Genomic DNA, 17,042 nt, shown 5'->3' with positions numbered 1-17,042 from the left:
TTTACAAAAAAAAGCAGCCCATTTTAAAATATGGCTGCTTGCAATGTACATTATTCTTTCGCTTTCTTCTCTTTCTCTGCCCTTACAAATTCATGGAACATTTTCATTAAGGCACGCTTTTCAATTCTTGATACGTAACTTCTGGAAATACCAAGTGCCTTAGCAATCTCCCGCTGCGTTTTTTCTTTATCCAGCCCAAGTCCAAAACGCTTCACGATAACTTCCTTTTCTCGTTCATCTAAAATATCTATATACTCTTTAATCTTTTCTAACTCCATACTAAGCTGAATCATATCAATTACATCTTCAGATTCTGATTTTAATATATCAATAAGCGATATTTCATTCCCCTCTTTATCTTGCCCAATCGGGTCATGAAGTGAAACGTCTTTTTTCGTTTTCTTCAGTACACGTAAATGCATCAAAATTTCATTTTCAATACAGCGTGCTGCATACGTTGCGAGCTTTGTTCCTTTTCCTGCTGAATAACTCTCGATCGCTTTAATGAGCCCAATTGTACCAATTGAAATTAAATCTTCTGCATCTTCACCGGTATTCTCGAATTTTTTAACGATATGAGCTACAAGCCGTAAATTATGTTCAATTAAAAGATTTCTCGCTTGAGCATCACCTTGCTCCATTAGCTCTAAGTACTTTCTCTCATCATCTGACGATAGTGGCTGCGGGAACGCATTATTCTTCACATAAGACACAAAGACAAAAACTTCTCGAACCATATATCCAATTGCGGCGAATAGACTCAAACCTTTCACCTCCGCCAAAATAGTGGTCTTTACTAAGTGTATGTGGGCTTGAGGTTGTTTGTGTCTGTACGATATAAATATGGAACCCTTAGCTTTTTGTCGAACGAAATAAATCTTTCATACTTTGCATATTTTTTCCAATGTATTACAATATGTTAAGTTCCAAAATTTTGAAAGAGGTGTTTTCATGCGATATGCTACGTCACAAATCAGAAACCTAATAGTACTCACATTATCATTTTTCTTACTTTCAGCTTGTGGACAACAAACGTCTCCTACAAAAAATGAGACCACTAAACAGGATACTAGCGCATCAAAAGACAGTACAAAAACAGAAGATAGCGAAAAAGCTGAAGACAGTGTAACAACTGAGGGAAATGCAAAAAACGAGAATAACACAACAACTGAGAACAACGCAAAAACTGAGAACAACACAACAACTGAGAACAATCCAAAAACTGAGAACAACACAAAAACCGAGAACAACACAAAAACCGAGAACAACATAAAAACTGAGAACAATACAACAACTAAAAACAACACAAAAACTGAGAACAATACAACAGCCAAAAATAATGGAGAAACTGAAGCAGCATCTAAAAATACTCAGAAAGACCAACAGCCAGCTAAACAACCAAATAAACAAACTGATACTATTAAATTCACAAGTGAAGACGCTGTAAGAGTTCTAGAAAAAAGAATGGGAGCTCGATCAGCTGACATTCATTACGTCTCTGCGGAAGACCAGCTAATCGGCACAGTAAATGGCATTAAGCTATATGACGTTTTATACACAAATGGTGACGGTGAACATCAACGTGCTCTAAATTTCGCAGTAGGATCAGATGGGAATTTATATGAGTGGTCAAAAGCTCAAGATGGTATTCTTCAACCACTTAACAGCAATTAATAAATGATTCTACGAACATAGTAAAAGCCAATCGATACGTATCGATTGGCTTTTACTAATATTCACTCCAAATTTTCTCCCCAGTATGCGCATCAATATAACGAATTTCTCGACTACAGTCGAAGGGGTCTTTATAATTTTCATCCGTTGTTTGTTTATACAGTAGTTCGTAGTTCGTTTCCCCTACCTCATTTTCTAAAAACCATTCTAAATTAACTCGCATGGCCTCTATATATATTTCTAACGCTTCTTCTTTTGTTACTTTTGGTGTTGTTTCATATGTAAGTAATTCTTTTATAAATTTGCTAGACTCTCCAGAGTAGTGCATCACTGCACCATTTTCTGCATTGATGTTGATCATAATATATTTCCTCTCTACATGAATGTCATTTACATACATTGAAAAGGAAAACCTCTCTATCCCCTCTTCCTCTTCATAATCATCCCAAAGCTGAATATACTTTGTCGCATCTGGGAGAGTATGCTCTAAAAATTGAAGTGCTTTGCTTAAACATTGCTCTCTTGATAAGATTGTTCTTCTTTTTTTCTCATCCTTCCACATAAAAAAAGAAAGCAATTGATTTGTTTCTTTATCTAGAGTAATTACAACAAATTCATCATGCTTCAGCATTGGAAAATGTTTTTTATAGAACTCATCCATTGAATATGAATCCTTCTCTTCTATTTCTTTTTGTAATTCTTCTTTTAATACAAATTTTATCCGGACTTCATCCTCATCTACTTTTTCATCTAATTTTACAAATTTCTCCTTGTCCCAATCAAATAAATCAAGCACATCTTTTTTAGGACTACTCTTTAACGGTTTATCGACAAGTACTGCAGAAGGTAATTTATAATGTTCTGGCCCATATAAATCTTTACCTGTACTTGCATTAATAAACGCATGACTAGGTGCTGGTTCATATACAAGATGATGCCCTTTTATTTCCTCACCATTTTCATATTTACATGAAGAGTATGTTAAATCTACAAATACAAGTCTCATATCTTGTCTAGTTTTCAAACTTTCTAAAACGATGTTCTCCTCAACAATTTCACTTGGCCATAACGGTTTTTTCTCTATCGCTTTTTGTCCATTATAATGGAAATTCACAACATTCCCTGAAGGATGGACTCGTACAACACATCCCGTATTCGGCAATGGATAGCCATTCACTTCTTGCATATAATTTACTTCTTTCCAGCCACGCCTGTCGCCCTTAACCTTCACATATGTATAAAATTCTAATCCTTCTTGCACATATTTCTTTATAAATACATTTGCAATTTCTCTTGCCTTATTCTCCTCTATCGCTGCCTTACCACTTGAAAAATAATTTTCATCACCTATCCTAAATTCAATTAAATTACCGGTATGTCTATTCAGCGTAATCTGTACCGTTTTCTCCTCAGCCTCTTTATGCTCCCACCATAATAGATGATACGGGTCATCCACACCTTCTTGATCATCTACAACAAGCCTATATTCATCTGGAATTTCAATAATATGAGCCACTTGCTCTTTTCTTTCTTTATTTTTTTGATTCATCATACCTCTCCTTTATTACAATTTAAGGTAATTATAACAAATGAAATCAAGACTCATAAAAAAAGACTAGAGATATCTCTAGTCTTCTACTTCGTCTCACGATGTAACGTTACTCGCTTTAATCGTGGACAATATTTTTTTAGTTCGATACGCTCTGGATTGTTTCGTTTATTTTTTTTAGAAATATAATTACGATCACCACACTCCGTACAAGCTAATGTAATATTTACACGCATATGTAATTCTCCTTTCGTTCAAAGATCGCAACTAAAACGTAATGATTACGTTTTACATAATATATAACTTCATTCTATTTGTCAATTGCAAACAAAAGACAAAAAGCTGAAACAATTAGTTCATACGAAATTCACACGAATCTATTACTATAGAACTTGTACATAGTGAACTTATTAACAATCACGTTTATTCATATAGAATCTCATTCGAAAGGAGTTGAAATTATGAAAACTAAATATCGTTTTATGATCTCATCATTTGCTGCTTGTGCTTATATGATCTGGTGTTTAGTATAATAACAACCTCACTTGTAAATAGGAAAAGGTGTGTATATAAATGGAATATAATCAATCAACAGTTAACTACTGGAAAGCTTTTGTATTACCGTATACATTTGCTTTAGAAGAGTTAAAAACTAAATTTGAAATTATGAACCGGGAAGCTCAATTTCTAGAGGATTACAACCCGTTTGAACATATAAAAACTAGACTAAAACAACCTGCAAGTATTATTAAAAAACTAGAGCGTAAAAACTTATCACCAACAGTTGAAAATGCTCAAACACAGTTACAAGATATTATTGGTATTCGTATTACATGTTGTTTCGTAGAAGATATCTATCATTTAAAAGAAGTAATTGAAAATCGTGAGGATATGGAAGTCGTAGACGTAAAAGATTATATTGCTAATCCAAAAGGAAACGGATATAAAAGCTTGCACATGATTATTAAATATCCTTTATCACTAAATTCTGGTACAAAAGATGTATTTGCAGAAATTCAGTTACGTACACTTGCGATGGACTTTTGGGCAAGTTTAGAACATAAACTTTATTATAAATATGAAGGCAATATACCTGAGTATTTAAAAGAAGAGCTCCATGATGCAGCAATGAAAGCTGAAGATCTTGACAATAAAATGGCAACAATTCGCCAAGATATTGATGACATTGAAGCATGCTCAAATCAAATTATGTTACCACTATAAAAAGGTTCTCTCCTATGAGAACCTTTTTATTTCTTTTCAATCGTGCGAACCTCTTCGATTTTCCATTTATCCTCTTCTTTTCCAAGCGCATATTGTACTTTCTTCTGAAGAGTGACTTCCCCATCTATCTCCTTTTCCTTCGTTTCAACAATCACATATCCTGCTTTACTAGCTTTCATATCTATATGTTCCAATTCAATTTTCTTATTCCCCTTTTGAAAAGCAGCTTCTTTTTGCGTTTTTAAGTCTTCGGCACTAGGCATCTTCTTTGAAAATAACTCCATATGTTCAGCAAGATTTTTTTCATTCGTTGTTCGTACAAACGTCTCAATAACACCTTGAATAGACTTCTCTTCTTCTTTTGTTACTTGTACCGTTTCTTCAGTTTTCTTAGTCGTCGTTTTTTGTTCTATATTTTCCTCTTGAGATTGACATCCAACTAACAATAATACTACTAATAACAATTTGAATTTCCCTAAGAAAATCTTCATCTTCCCAGCTCCTAAAAAGAAAAGTGAGGCATTTCGCCTCACTTTCATTTATAATTAGCGTCTTCCTTTATTCGGATCGCCACCGCCAACAATATCGAATACACGTTTCGCTATATTTGTATTCTCTTGAACACCAGAGAATAAGTATTTACCTGGTCCAAATGCATACACGTTTACATCTTCACCTGTATGTCCACCAGTTGTCCAGCCTGTAACCGAGCGCTTATTGAAAATATCTTCAATCGCATTATCAATCTTTGTTACATCTTTTGATGGAGCTATATCATTTACCGGTTTAATTTCTTCTGGTGTTAATTGTAAATCAATATATTTTTTCAATGTTTCTTCTACATTTGCACCTTTTGCAATCTCATTTGCCATAAAGTCTGGTGTGCGTTTTGCAGCTTTAATTGGATCTACTTTAAAGTTATACTCGCCATTTGCACCTAGAGATAACCCACCTGTAGCGTGGTCTGCAGTTGCAACAACTAATGTATTTTTATCTTTTTTTGCAAACTCAATTGCTGCTTTGAAAGCTTTTTCGAAGTCTTCCATTTCACTCATTGCACCAACGATATCATTATCATGTCCCGCCCAGTCAATTTGACTTCCTTCAACCATTAAGAAGAAACCATTTTTATTTTTGTTCAAACGCTCAATTGCTGCATTTGTCATTTCTTCTAATGAAGGTGTTTTTTCATTACGGTCAATCATTTTATCTAATCCGCCTGGTGCAAATAAGCCAAGAATTTGATCATTTTTATCATTTAACAATTGATTTCGATCTGTTACATAGCTATAACCAGATTTCTTAAATTCTTCTGTAAGATTACGATCTTTTCTAACAAAGTTATTTACGCCGCCGCCAAGCATAACATCTACTTTATGCTTCCCTTTAATTTTCTCATCAAAATAATCATTTGCAATTGCGTCCATATTTTTACGGCTAATATCATGCGCCCCGAAAGCAGCTGGTGTTGCATGTGTAATTTCAGAAGTTGCAACTAATCCTGTTGATTTTCCTTTTTCTTTCGCTTGCTCAAGAACAGTTTTCACTTCCGCTTTATCGTTATCAACCGCAATTGCCGCGTTATATGTTTTAATCCCTGCAGACATAGCTGTTGCTGCTGATGCAGAGTCCGTAATATTTTCATGTTCATCTTCTGGATATGTTTTTTGTGTTCCTACAAGATGCTTATCAAATTCTGTAGATTCCATCTCGAATGTTTTTGGATTATCTTTCATATAACGATGAGCCGTCATATATGAAGGCCCCATACCGTCCCCAATTAATACGATAACATTTTTAATCTTTGCATTGTTGCCGTTCTCATCTGCATTAACCTCACTAGAACGAGTAAAATTCCATGTTGCTACCGAAGTAACTGCTAATGATGCAACAACTGCAAATGGCCATGCTTTTTTTACAAACTTTTTCACTGTCTTGTCCCCCTAATTAGGTTATTCATTTCCCACTATCAAATTTAATGGAAGACTATTAAGAGAAAATTAGTTATATGTAAATTTTTTGTTAAGTTATGTAAATATCAGTTATAATTTGTATAACTTTGTCTTTCCGTATCAACCGTCATACCCTTTACAATCGAAATATAAACAAGTTGGATTTCATTTAACGTAAATCTCTTATTTAACATTTTCAATCTACTTTTATGAAGATTAATAGAAATGTGGTGAAAATTTATGAAAATAATAAAGCTAGATGAAACTTTTATTTTTGATTTACTCGACCTTTGCAAAGCAATTGGATGGTTACAAGATAAAGCATTTATGAGAAAACAATTCAAAATGTATCTTTCTCTCGGCACATTTATCGGTTATATGTATGAAAATAAACTGATTGCAGCTGGAGGAGTATTTCCTTTTAAAAATAGTTTTTCTACTATTGGTATGTTAATCGTCCATCCTAATTTTCAAGGTCGAGGCATCGGGCGTATTTTGCTTAATCACTGCTTAGAACACACTCACCTAAAACAACCAATTGCACTTATTGCAACAAAAGCTGGCGAGCCTCTTTATACATCATGCGGATTTCAAACAGTAACGACGATTCATCGTTTTGAAAAAAAAACTACTAGGACACATATCACTCATACACAACAAGTAAAAGAAAAAGACCTTATATCACTTATTTCTCTCGATCAAATTACAACTGGTACCAATCGTTCTTTACTTTATTCATTACTATTACCAAGAACCAGCCACTCTTTTAAAATTGAGAGACATAACTGTATAGAAGCTTTTTCCTTATGCATACAAAAAGGTAATATATTATGTATCAATCCACTTATCGCCAAACGAGAAGAAGATGCCGTTCAATTACTACAAAACATATGTAAATGTTGGAATGGCACAGTACGAATTGATGTCCCACATTCACAATATACATTTCGTAAATTTCTTCAAACAGAAGAGTTCCAAGAAACGCTCCTTTCCCCCCTTATGATAAAAAATGGTAGCCAACTTCCTGGAAATCGTAATATGCTATTTGCTATGATAGATACAGCGTTATGTTAGAAAGGGGACACCTAGTTGAAGCGATTTAGGTATTTTATGGTAGGTTGTCTTACTCTTACACTATTAGTAGGATGTAGTGCAGCAGAAAAGCCAGTAGAACAAGTAAAACAAGTCAAAAATACAATTACAGCGAAACTAACTACCGAGGAAAAAATGGTAGAAATAGATGGGCAAACCATTTACTTTAAAAAGATTGGTAATGAAAAACCACCTCTACTTATGATCCATGGATTTGGAGGATCTTCAGATGGGTTTCAAAAAATTTACTCAGATTTAGCTAAAGATCATACAATTATTTCTGTAGATGCTTTAGGATTCGGACGCTCATCAAAGCCGATGGATTTTTATTATTCTTTTCCAACTCATGCAAATTTGTATTATAAATTAATGAAAAAACTAGGTTATGATTCGTTCGCAATACTGGGGCATTCAATGGGCGGAGAAATTTCTCTTAATTTAACATATTTATACCCTGAAGCAGTCACCCACCTTATCTTAACTGATGCTACAGGCGGCCCTCATACACTCGTTAATAAAAAAGGTTCTCCTAAACCACAATTATCGACTGATTTAAACACCGTTTCTTCTATTACAGATTATGATGAAAGCAAAGTGAAATTCAAACGGAATGATGAAGAGCATTATAATAACATGAAATTATGGCCTAGACGTCTTCAAATCAATGCAAATGAAATCAAACAACCAACATTAATTATATGGGGAAGAAATGATAGTAGCGTTTCTTGGAAAGAAGGAGAAACGTATCATCAATTCTTAAAAAATAGTACTTTTCATATTATCGAAAAAGGTTATCATGCACCATTCCGTCAAGAGCCACAAGAGTTTGTAGGGTATGTAAAAGATTTCTTTAAAAACAATCCAATTCCATCTGAAAAATAACATAAACGGGTATCTCATTTTGAGATACCCGTTTTCATATATTAAGCAGCTTGCTTTTGACGTTTTGGCGTTTTTGATCCTAATACTTTCGGAATAATGAAGCCATCAATTCCAAATTTCCCAGCATTCATACCAGAAACGAGAACAAACAAAGATAAGATAACCATTTCAGGGTTCACACCAATTGACCCACTAAACATATAGGAAAAGTTCATTAAAAGACCGAAAAAGACCGCTGTTTTTGTTAAACAACCTACAATTAAACCAATTCCGACTAAAATCTCTCCCCATGTTACAAGTGTATTAAATAGATCAACATTTGGAATTGCGAAATCTTGTAAAAATGATGCCCACCAAGATTGAACCGCCGGTTGCGCTCCTTTAGATTTTTCAATTGCGCCTTGTAAATAACCAGTTGCATCGAATCCTTTTCCTTGTAGTTTACCGATTCCAGCCATTAACCATGTATAACCAAGATACACTCGAATTACTGCCAACACAAAAGAAACTGCTTTGTTTTCTCTTAAAAATTGAATAACCATATCTTCCTCCTAAAGTTGTAATTAAGTCAGTTACAAGTGATACAATAACATTAGTTACTTATTTTTCAAATGTTAATGATGAATAATTCGTGACATGCTCATTAATCATTGAAAACTAACGTTTATATAGTAGCTTTCATTACCTGTAAAAACTTGAACATATCATACCATAAGTGATAATCATTTTCATTGAAGAAATTGTAAAAAAACTGTGTGCTAAATGTGAAACGTGTTTATTCTATATTTGAATAAACACGTTTCACACTACTTATATAGTCGAAATGTATGTGTCTTTTTATCAATTAATCTCGCTTCTTGAAAAGCTTCTTCTAACGTTTTTTCATGTTTAATACTCCCTCATTAATTAGACTTTTACTGGATAAATTCATTTCATATATACCCGTTTCTTTCAAAAAATCTGATCTCGTTAAAACGACTTTCTGCAAGTATTGCCTATATGCTGTAATTGTTCCATCGTGAGAGACGATGCAAATTCTTTCAGCCCTTACCTCAAAACACCAGCTAACAAATTCATCTACTATTTGCTGAAGACTATTCTCTGAAATAATATTTATACCTTCCATCCATAACTGCTTATTTGCACTTTTCTCTAAAGAAAAATGTGGAAATAACTTTGTTACCATTTCCTGATCTACTATGCGATCACATGGTAATGTTTTCGCTCCTTCTCGATAAGGAAAAATACGTGGAGATACATATGGATGGACGATTTTTTGACAATCAACTTCTGCACTCCATATTGTCGCAGTTTGCAAGGTTCGAAGTGTAGGGCTAACAATTAATATATCCGTTTCTTGTAACGAAACATCTCGTTGAAGTAATTTAGCCTGATTTCTCCCTTCCTCCGTCAACGGGGGATTCAACAATTGTAAACTTGAAGGTAAACTCTTTGTATGCTCTCCTTCACCATGCCGAACAAAAACGAACTTCATACCTCTTCCCCTCTCACTTTAAAATAAGCTCACGTATTTCTTCCCTATTTCATTCTTTATTCCTGCTACACGAACAACCTATATGTGTCAAATACTTTTTACAATAAGAGGGGGATCACAAATATGAAATGGATTATCACCTTTATCGGAATGATCATATGGGGATACATAAATAGCTTTTTAATAGCGATAAAACTGCTAATCCTTGGATTACAGATGATGAACGTGAAACAAAAATTAAACATCAAGCAATTATCGCGAGTTGGTCTGGCATTTTCATGTTTTGTATCATTAACCTCTTAAACAAATAGTTAAATTTAGGGGGAAGTGAAAAATCACCTTTCTTACCTGATCCTGTCGCAACTATTTAAAAGACAATGTAGAGTTACAAGTTTTACTCATGCTACTTATTATGTATGGACTATTTTACTTATACTATCGGAGAAAATTAAGCGCCTAACTTCTAACTCATGATTATCCTCCTAAATGGTTATAGTAACTATGACGAAATGAAAGGAGAGATATACAAATGAGTAACTCAAATGACTTTTTAGATACACTACATGAAAGACAAGCAAAAGATGAACAAAATAGAAAACGTCAAGGGAACGGAAACCCGGCGAAGAAAAAGCCAAATAAAACACATAAATAACAATAAAAAACCTGCCTAAAATTGTCTTTTAGGCAGGCTTTTTATTGTTATTTCACCGAGATGACATTTTCCCAATTCCAGCTTTCATAATACCACTCTGGTACATCTATATTTTCAATCCATTTCTTTTCATGTTTTCCATCGTTATGAGCAAGCCATACATCTGCTTTCTTACGGTCTGAACGTATCCATATTAATTGATTGTTTTTCTTCAAGAAGATGGGGTGGTAATCACCTTGCTTATTAAATGGCTTTGTGACTTGATGCTGTTTATCGCTTGTACGATTGACCTCATATAAAGATGGTAGTGGCCTTTTTTCTGGCGGGGTTTCTATCCCTGCCTCTTTTGCTCGTGAAACGATAATTACGTTATCGTTCTTCCATGTAAAATCCCAATCGACATATCCTTTCGGTGTAAATGTATTCTGCTGGAGTGCTGGCAGTTCTTTTACTTTTAAATGTTTATTTTCTAATGCAACTCTCCCGCTTCCTTCAATATAGGCTAATATATTTTTTGATGGTGCCCATTGGAACCATTGTGCATTTAATAACATTTGATCTACTTTTTCAAACCGACTGCCATCTGCTCGAATTAAACAAAGTGTATTACTATCAGCTGACCAAGAAGCTGTTGGCACCGCTAAAAACGAAATCCATTTTTGATCTGGTGACCACTTGAATCCACTTGCAACTAACGCTAAAAAATCATCATGTTCATTTGGTAATGCATATATATGTTTCATTTTATGCGGATTCATGTTTGCATCCTTTTGCACTTCATATAGCTGGGCTCCTGTCCATCCTGTTGGAAGCAAGTACGCTTCAGAGGAAACAAAAAACCTCTGTCCGTCTGGATACCAAGCATAATCCCCTACACCATTGGATACATTTTCAAAAGTAGCATTCTTTTTTTCTACATCATATGTACTTAATGTACCTGTAAATATAAATGCAATTATATTCTCTTTTGGTGACCATTGATAATTCGATGTTTCTGAGTGAAACGGTGTAACTTTCTTTCCATTTTTCAATCGATACAATTCCAATTGATTTTGTTTCTCGCCTTTCGCATATGCAAGCCACTCTCCATCATAAGACCACTTTGGCCCTGTTATGTACTCTCCTTTTGTAAGTTGTTTTTCTTTCCCATCAACTTTAATCCAAAGGTCATGATGACGAATAAAAGCAATTTTCGCTTCATTATTTTCTGCGCTAGTAATAGTGATGGAACATAAAAACATGAGTAACACTGCGCTGCCACTTACTATGAGCCTTTTCATAACACTCCTCCATTTCCCACATAGCATTCCTCACTTCCCACCTACAATATGTGAAAAATCCCCATTCGACATAATCAGAAAAAATTTCCCAAGAAATTTTCAATCCAAAGAGGATTGGTATGAATTATGTCGAAAATATAGTTTAGCTAACATCCTATCTTATAATTTTGAATAAAAATGTAAGATTATTTTTCGGAATATTAGCACTTTTTATTAGGGGGAGTTTCAATGAAAAAAACGACATCTACACTATTAAGTATGGCGCTCGTCTTTTCAAGTTTTGGAGCTTTAAGCGCCCATGCTGAATCACTGCAACAAGAGAAGCAATTTAGTCCACAACTTAAAACCACAATTGAGCAGTGGGGCGAAAATAAAATTGCTCAAAATGTTGAAACAAAAACAGCAAAAGAAATTTCAGTCATTGTAGAATTGCAACATGCTCCTCTTGCTGCGCAAAGTAATATTCAGCATGCACCCGATTTACAAAATAATAATGCGCAGTCTTATCATGCACAACTTAAAAAGGCACAAGAAGATACGACTAAGAAAATAAAAGAAAAAGCACCTGGTGCAAAAATTAAAGAAGTTTATAATACGTTATTTTCTGGATTCTCTATTTCAGTTCCTGGAGATCAAATTACCGCTATTGCTTCTTTACCTGAAGTAAAAGCAGTCCATCCGAACTTAACATATAAATTGCATGAAACATCAAAAAGTGCTACTAACAAAGAAGCACCAAACATCGGCGGACCGACAATTGGTGCACCTGAAGCATGGAATTTAAAAGATCCGTCTGGCAAACCACTTGATGGAAAAGGTATGAAAGTAGCGATTATCGATTCTGGCGTAGACTATACACATCCTGACTTAAAAGCTAATTATATCGGTGGATATGACACAGTCGATGAAGATAACGATCCGATGGATGGTAACGTACATGGTACTCATGTAGCTGGAATTGTTGCCAGTAACGGAAAAATTAAAGGCGTTGCTCCAAATGCTTCCATTTTAGCCTATCGTGTAATGAATGATGGCGGGACTGGTACAACAGACGATATTATTCAAGGTATTGAACGAGCAATTCAAGACGGTGCTGACGTTTTAAATTTATCTCTTGGGCAAAGTTTAAATACACCTGATCAGCCTGTAACATTAACGCTTGAGCGTGCGGCAAAGCTTGGAGTTACTGCAGTTGTTTCAAATGGAAATGATGGACCACACCCTTGGTCTGTTGATGCACCTGGTAATGCAAGTAGTGTTATATCAGTTGGAGCATCTACCGTTTCTATCCCGTTCCCAACATTCCAAGTAGCTGGTTCTAGCAAAACATATCAAGGGTTACCATTATCAAAATCTGATTTCCCAATAGGAAATGATTCTCCTCTTGTATATGTTGGATATGGTTCGCCAAGTGATTATGCAAAACAAGATGTAAAAGGAAAATTCGCCCTTGTCCTACAAGGAACTTCTAGTACGCTAGTAAAAGCAGAACAAGCGAAGCAAGCTGGTGCACTTGGTGTACTATTAATTTCTAATGAAAAAGAAATCGATATTATGCCTGAATACTTCACACGTGAAAACCTAGCTCTTCCAGTTATGCAATTATCAAATGCAAATGGTGAAGAGTTGAAAAACTTAATTACAAAGCGCACGAAAAATATAAAAATTGGACAACCAGCTCAAACTGAACTAATCGGTAACTTTAGTTCTAGAGGGCCATCACAAGGTAGTTGGCTTATTAAACCTGATATCGTTGCACCGGGCGTACAAATTACGAGTACTGTACCTAGAGGTGGCTATGAATCTCACAACGGAACAAGTATGGCTGCTCCGCAAGTAGCAGGAGCGGTTGCTTTATTACGTCAAATGCACCCTGATTGGACGCCAGAACAACTAAAAGCATCACTTGCCAATACAGCAAAGACTTTAAAAGATGTGAATGAAAATACATATCCTGTTATGACACAAGGATCTGGTTTAATTAACATCCCAAAAGCAGCTCAAACAGATGTATTAGTCAAACCTAACAATATCAGCTTCGGTCTTATTAAGCCAAATAGCGCAAAGGTAAAACTGACGCAGAATATTACATTACAAAATCTATCTAGTAAAAAGAAAAGCTTTTCAACTCGTGTAGAATTACTAGATGCGAATACAAAAACAAAAGTAAAAACTTCTGTACCTTCATCGATTAGCATACAGCCGAATAGTAGTACCGAAAAACCATTTACTATCACTGTCGATAGTTCATTGCCTCAAGGTGTATATACTGGGAATGTGTATGTAAAAGAACAAGGTAAGCAGGAAGAAACTCGCATTCCATTTACATTTAGTATCGATCCTAAAGATTACAAGCGTATAGATGGACTCGAAATTATTAATGCTACTTTTAGTCCAAATGGCGATAACATACTAGATGATAATCTCATCAATTACTATTTAGTTGCTCCAGTCGAAGATGTAACGTTACATGCTAACTTAGTTACAAAAGACCGTGTGACATACGAAGGAATGATTTATCAAGGTAAAAACGAAACAGCTGGTTATAAGCCTTTCAAATGGAATGGTACCAAAATTGATGGATCACCATTAGCGGATGGTTTATATCAAATCGAAGCTGTCGCTTCTAATTCTGGTGGGGAAACAAAACAAACAGCTGCTGTATTTCTTGATAGAACTGCACCTAAGTTAACATACGAAGTTGACCAAGAAAACCTTGTAATCACAGGAAAAGTGGACGATATTCTACTAGATTGGATGTCAGAGTCTGGTTGGATAGCACCTGGTATTCCAGTGAGCATGCAATATGAAATCAACGGAAATGGTGTATGGGAAAGTGCATTCCTAAATCCTTGGGAGAAAAATTACGGTATTTATTTCGATCGTAGTCAATTACAAGAAGGAAAGAATACAATTCATATTGTAGCAACTGATGCAGCAGGAAATACATCTAAGTTAAATGTTGATTTGGAAGTGAAATAAAGTAGTACCCCCATTCTTCTGCCCCTATCGGATGTTCCGATAGGGGATTTTTCTATTTCTCATGTAACAAATATTAAATAATTCAGAATTTTATGATAAAATTATAAGCGCTTACAATTTTAAAAGGAGTTGGTACAAACTATACAAATCACATATTCAATTTTATAGAAAAAAAGGAGGATGTTTAAATGACAAAGAAAACAGAAATTCCATCACATTTAAAACCATTCGTATCCACACAACATTACGATCAATACACACCGGTAAATCATGCTGTTTGGCGTTACATTATGAAACAAAATCATAGTTTCTTAAAAGACGTTGCCCATCCAGCCTATGTGAATGGACTACAATCATCTGGTATTAATATAGATGCAATTCCAAAGGTTGAAGAAATGAATGAATGTTTAGCACCAAGCGGCTGGGGAGCTGTAACGATTGATGGACTTATCCCTGGCGTAGCATTCTTTGATTTTCAAGGACACGGATTATTACCAATTGCAACAGATATTCGCAAAGTAGAAAATATCGAGTATACACCTGCTCCAGATATCGTTCATGAAGCTGCAGGCCATGCCCCAATTTTACTTGATCCTACATATGCACAATATGTGAAACGATTTGGACAAATTGGAGCGAAAGCTTTCTCTACAAAAGAAGAACACGAGGCGTTTGAAGCTGTTCGTACATTAACAATCGTAAAAGAAAGCCCGACTTCTACACCTGAAGAAGTTGCAGCTGCTGAAAATAATGTAATTGAAAAACAAAACTTAGTTTCTGGTTTGTCAGAAGCGGAACAAATTTCACGTCTTTTCTGGTGGACAGTAGAATATGGCTTAATCGGAAGTATAGACAATCCAAAAATATATGGTGCTGGTCTCCTTTCCTCTGTAGGCGAGAGCAAACATTGCTTAACGGACGCTGTAGAAAAAGTTCCATTTTCTATAGAAGCATGTACTGGGACAACTTATGACGTAACAAAAATGCAACCACAACTATTTGTATGTGAATCATTTGAGGAATTAACAGAAGCACTTGAGAAGTTCTCGGAAACGATGGCCTTTAAAACAGGTGGTAAAGAAGGATTAGAAAAAGCGATTCGCTCTGAAAACCATGCAACAGCTGAGCTAAATAGCGGATTACAAATTACAGGCACATTCAACGAGACAATTGAAAACGACGCAGGTGAACTTATTTACATGCGAACAAATTCGCCAACTGCATTAGCAATTCATAATAAACAACTAGCGGATCATTCTACCTCTGTACACAATGATGGCTTTGGAACACCAATTGGATTACTTACTGAAAATATTGCATTAGAAAATTGTACAGATGAACAATTACAATCATTAGGAATTAAAATTGGAAATAAAGCAGCATTTACTTTTGCAAGTGGTATCCATGTAAAAGGAACGGTAACAGCTATCGAAAAAAGCGATAAAAAGATCGCTCTTATCTCCTTTATCGATTGTACAGTTACTTATAAAGACCGCTTATTATTTGACGATTCATGGGGAGCATTTGATATGGCGGTTGGTTCAACAATCACTTCCGTATTCCCAGGTGCAGCAGATGCAGCATCGTTTTTCCCAGCGGATGAAGAAATAGAAGAAACTCCAACACCTCTTACATTAACTGAACTAGATCGTATGTATCAAACAGTTCGCGATATTCGTAATGAAGGTATGTTACACGACGCCCATATCGATCAGTTAGCAGCTATTCAAGAAGTATTAAATAAATTTCATCCGAAAGAATGGCTACTTCGCCTTGAAATTTTAGAATTGCTTTTAGAACATAACAAAGGTCACGAAACATCTACAGTATTATTACAACAACTGTCTACTTTCACAACGGACGAAGCTGTAACACGTCTGATTAACAATGGTCTTGCATTACTGAAAATAAAGGATGTGAAAAATGATGCTACGATTAACTGAAGAACAAGTTCAAGAAGAATTATTGAAGGCAGATAAATGGATGGTAAAAGATGAAAAATGGATTGAACGAAAATATATGTTTTCCGACTACTTAAAAGGAGTCGAATTTGTCTCTGAAGCCGCCAAACTATCAGAAGAACATAATCATCACCCATTTATCCTTATCCAGTATAAAGCCGTTATTATTACTTTGTCATCTTGGAATGCGAAAGGTTTAACGAAACTAGATTTTGAGCTTGCAAAGCAATTTGATGAACTATTTTTACAAAACGAAAAAGCGATTATAAGAAAGTAAAAAAGAGAAGCCTTTTTTAGGC

General features: G+C 35.0%; 16 protein-coding genes and 2 pseudogenes. 9 read left to right on the top strand and 9 right to left on the bottom strand.

Annotated features, from left to right (window positions below):
* Positions 1–50 precede the first annotated feature (50 nt).
* A complete protein-coding gene (gene sigK, locus ACQKNI_RS19450) occupies positions 51–764 on the bottom strand; it encodes an RNA polymerase sporulation sigma factor SigK (RefSeq protein ID WP_000051382.1) in 714 nt (237 codons plus the stop codon).
* Positions 765–951: 187 nt separating this feature from the next.
* Here sigK and ACQKNI_RS19445 point away from each other — a divergent pair, with 187 nt between their 5' ends.
* Positions 952–1,674, top strand: coding sequence for a hypothetical protein (locus ACQKNI_RS19445; protein ID WP_098252972.1), 723 nt, complete (start codon positions 952–954; stop codon positions 1,672–1,674).
* Between the two features lie 55 nt (positions 1,675–1,729).
* On the opposite strand, the gene ACQKNI_RS19440 is transcribed toward ACQKNI_RS19445, so the two are convergent.
* Together ACQKNI_RS19440 and rpmG are read right to left on the bottom strand one after the other, a co-directional pair.
* Complete coding sequence (locus ACQKNI_RS19440) at positions 1,730–3,226, bottom strand: YcdB/YcdC domain-containing protein (protein ID WP_088230861.1); 1,497 nt, start codon at positions 3,224–3,226, stop codon at positions 1,730–1,732.
* Between the two features lie 83 nt (positions 3,227–3,309).
* The gene (rpmG, locus tag ACQKNI_RS19435) at positions 3,310–3,459 is read right to left on the bottom strand and encodes a 50S ribosomal protein L33 (RefSeq protein WP_001265617.1); all 150 of its coding nucleotides are present in this window, start codon (positions 3,457–3,459) and stop codon (positions 3,310–3,312) included.
* Between the two features lie 337 nt (positions 3,460–3,796).
* Here rpmG and ACQKNI_RS19430 point away from each other — a divergent pair, with 337 nt between their 5' ends.
* Positions 3,797–4,447, top strand: a complete 651-nt coding sequence (locus ACQKNI_RS19430; RefSeq protein ID WP_088230860.1) for a GTP pyrophosphokinase — start codon at positions 3,797–3,799, stop codon at positions 4,445–4,447.
* A gap of 26 nt (positions 4,448–4,473) precedes the next feature.
* Here the strand turns inward: ACQKNI_RS19430 and ACQKNI_RS19425 are convergent, their stop codons facing one another.
* Together ACQKNI_RS19425 and ACQKNI_RS19420 are read right to left on the bottom strand one after the other, a co-directional pair.
* A complete protein-coding gene (locus ACQKNI_RS19425; RefSeq protein WP_098252971.1) occupies positions 4,474–4,986 on the bottom strand; it encodes a hypothetical protein in 513 nt (170 codons plus the stop codon).
* Positions 4,987–4,992: 6 nt separating this feature from the next.
* Entirely contained in the window at positions 4,993–6,378 is a 1,386-nt protein-coding gene (locus ACQKNI_RS19420; RefSeq protein WP_088230858.1) for an alkaline phosphatase, read from the bottom strand.
* Between the two features lie 261 nt (positions 6,379–6,639).
* Here ACQKNI_RS19420 and ACQKNI_RS19415 point away from each other — a divergent pair, with 261 nt between their 5' ends.
* A complete protein-coding gene (locus tag ACQKNI_RS19415; protein WP_098252970.1) occupies positions 6,640–7,473 on the top strand; it encodes a GNAT family N-acetyltransferase in 834 nt (277 codons plus the stop codon).
* 15 nt (positions 7,474–7,488) lie between these two features.
* Positions 7,489–8,373 (top strand): alpha/beta fold hydrolase, encoded by an 885-nt coding sequence (locus tag ACQKNI_RS19410; RefSeq protein WP_088230856.1) that lies wholly within the window; start codon positions 7,489–7,491, stop codon positions 8,371–8,373.
* 41 nt (positions 8,374–8,414) lie between these two features.
* On the opposite strand, the gene ACQKNI_RS19405 is transcribed toward ACQKNI_RS19410, so the two are convergent.
* The 3 genes and pseudogenes from ACQKNI_RS19405 to ACQKNI_RS19395 form a co-directional block, all read right to left on the bottom strand.
* Positions 8,415–8,915: a DoxX family protein gene (locus ACQKNI_RS19405; RefSeq protein ID WP_088230855.1), complete on the bottom strand. Its 501-nt coding sequence runs from the start codon at positions 8,913–8,915 to the stop codon at positions 8,415–8,417.
* Positions 8,916–9,179: 264 nt separating this feature from the next.
* Positions 9,180–9,272, bottom strand: a pseudogene (locus ACQKNI_RS19400) (delta-aminolevulinic acid dehydratase); the annotation flags it as partial.
* Positions 9,245–9,868 carry a histidine phosphatase family protein gene (locus tag ACQKNI_RS19395; protein ID WP_088230854.1) on the bottom strand — a complete coding sequence of 208 codons (624 nt, stop codon included), beginning with the start codon at positions 9,866–9,868 and terminating at the stop codon, positions 9,245–9,247. The gene ACQKNI_RS19395 and the pseudogene ACQKNI_RS19400, both read right to left, overlap by 28 nt.
* 123 nt (positions 9,869–9,991) lie before the next feature.
* Between ACQKNI_RS19395 and ACQKNI_RS19390 the strand changes: the two are divergent.
* Both ACQKNI_RS19390 and ACQKNI_RS19385 read left to right on the top strand, forming a co-directional pair.
* Positions 9,992–10,328, top strand: a pseudogene (locus ACQKNI_RS19390) (phosphoglycerate mutase).
* 69 nt (positions 10,329–10,397) lie between these two features.
* Positions 10,398–10,520: a DUF4023 domain-containing protein gene (locus tag ACQKNI_RS19385; RefSeq protein WP_088230853.1), complete on the top strand. Its 123-nt coding sequence runs from the start codon at positions 10,398–10,400 to the stop codon at positions 10,518–10,520.
* Between the two features lie 47 nt (positions 10,521–10,567).
* On the opposite strand, the gene ACQKNI_RS19380 is transcribed toward ACQKNI_RS19385, so the two are convergent.
* A complete protein-coding gene (locus ACQKNI_RS19380; RefSeq protein ID WP_098252968.1) occupies positions 10,568–11,800 on the bottom strand; it encodes a TolB family protein in 1,233 nt (410 codons plus the stop codon).
* Positions 11,801–12,028: 228 nt separating this feature from the next.
* Between ACQKNI_RS19380 and ACQKNI_RS19375 the strand changes: the two genes are divergently transcribed.
* The 3 genes from ACQKNI_RS19375 to ACQKNI_RS19365 all read left to right on the top strand — a co-directional run bounded on the left by ACQKNI_RS19375 (position 12,029) and on the right by ACQKNI_RS19365 (position 17,020).
* Complete coding sequence (locus ACQKNI_RS19375) at positions 12,029–14,782, top strand: S8 family peptidase (protein WP_098882469.1); 2,754 nt, start codon at positions 12,029–12,031, stop codon at positions 14,780–14,782.
* A gap of 188 nt (positions 14,783–14,970) precedes the next feature.
* On the top strand, positions 14,971–16,725 hold the full coding sequence (locus ACQKNI_RS19370) for an aromatic amino acid hydroxylase (protein ID WP_098882470.1): 1,755 nt from the start codon (positions 14,971–14,973) through the stop codon (positions 16,723–16,725).
* On the top strand, positions 16,706–17,020 hold the full coding sequence (locus ACQKNI_RS19365) for a 4a-hydroxytetrahydrobiopterin dehydratase (protein WP_088230849.1): 315 nt from the start codon (positions 16,706–16,708) through the stop codon (positions 17,018–17,020). Before ACQKNI_RS19370 ends, ACQKNI_RS19365 begins: the two co-directional genes overlap by 20 nt.
* The last annotated feature ends 22 nt before the right edge of the window (positions 17,021–17,042 follow it).

It is taken from the genome of Bacillus sp. NPDC094064 (assembly GCF_050279585.1).
Classification (GTDB): Bacteria; Bacillota; Bacilli; order Bacillales; family Bacillaceae_G; genus Bacillus_A.
The sequence above is the reverse complement of the archived record's forward strand: the minus strand, read 5'-3'. Positions and strand labels throughout refer to the sequence as shown.

Coding starts and splice junctions, on each gene's coding strand:
- ACQKNI_RS19445 (WP_098252972.1), top strand. CDS start 952: ATGCGATATGCTACGTCACAAATCAGAAACCTAATAGTACTCACATTA.
- ACQKNI_RS19440 (WP_088230861.1), bottom strand. CDS start 3,226: ATGATGAATCAAAAAAATAAAGAAAGAAAAGAGCAAGTGGCTCATATT.
- rpmG (WP_001265617.1), bottom strand. CDS start 3,459: ATGCGTGTAAATATTACATTAGCTTGTACGGAGTGTGGTGATCGTAAT.
- ACQKNI_RS19430 (WP_088230860.1), top strand. CDS start 3,797: ATGGAATATAATCAATCAACAGTTAACTACTGGAAAGCTTTTGTATTA.
- ACQKNI_RS19425 (WP_098252971.1), bottom strand. CDS start 4,986: ATGAAAGTGAGGCGAAATGCCTCACTTTTCTTTTTAGGAGCTGGGAAG.
- ACQKNI_RS19415 (WP_098252970.1), top strand. CDS start 6,640: ATGAAAATAATAAAGCTAGATGAAACTTTTATTTTTGATTTACTCGAC.
- ACQKNI_RS19405 (WP_088230855.1), bottom strand. CDS start 8,915: ATGGTTATTCAATTTTTAAGAGAAAACAAAGCAGTTTCTTTTGTGTTG.
- ACQKNI_RS19395 (WP_088230854.1), bottom strand. CDS start 9,868: ATGAAGTTCGTTTTTGTTCGGCATGGTGAAGGAGAGCATACAAAGAGT.
- ACQKNI_RS19385 (WP_088230853.1), top strand. CDS start 10,398: ATGAGTAACTCAAATGACTTTTTAGATACACTACATGAAAGACAAGCA.
- ACQKNI_RS19380 (WP_098252968.1), bottom strand. CDS start 11,800: ATGAAAAGGCTCATAGTAAGTGGCAGCGCAGTGTTACTCATGTTTTTA.
- ACQKNI_RS19375 (WP_098882469.1), top strand. CDS start 12,029: ATGAAAAAAACGACATCTACACTATTAAGTATGGCGCTCGTCTTTTCA.
- ACQKNI_RS19370 (WP_098882470.1), top strand. CDS start 14,971: ATGACAAAGAAAACAGAAATTCCATCACATTTAAAACCATTCGTATCC.
- ACQKNI_RS19365 (WP_088230849.1), top strand. CDS start 16,706: ATGATGCTACGATTAACTGAAGAACAAGTTCAAGAAGAATTATTGAAG.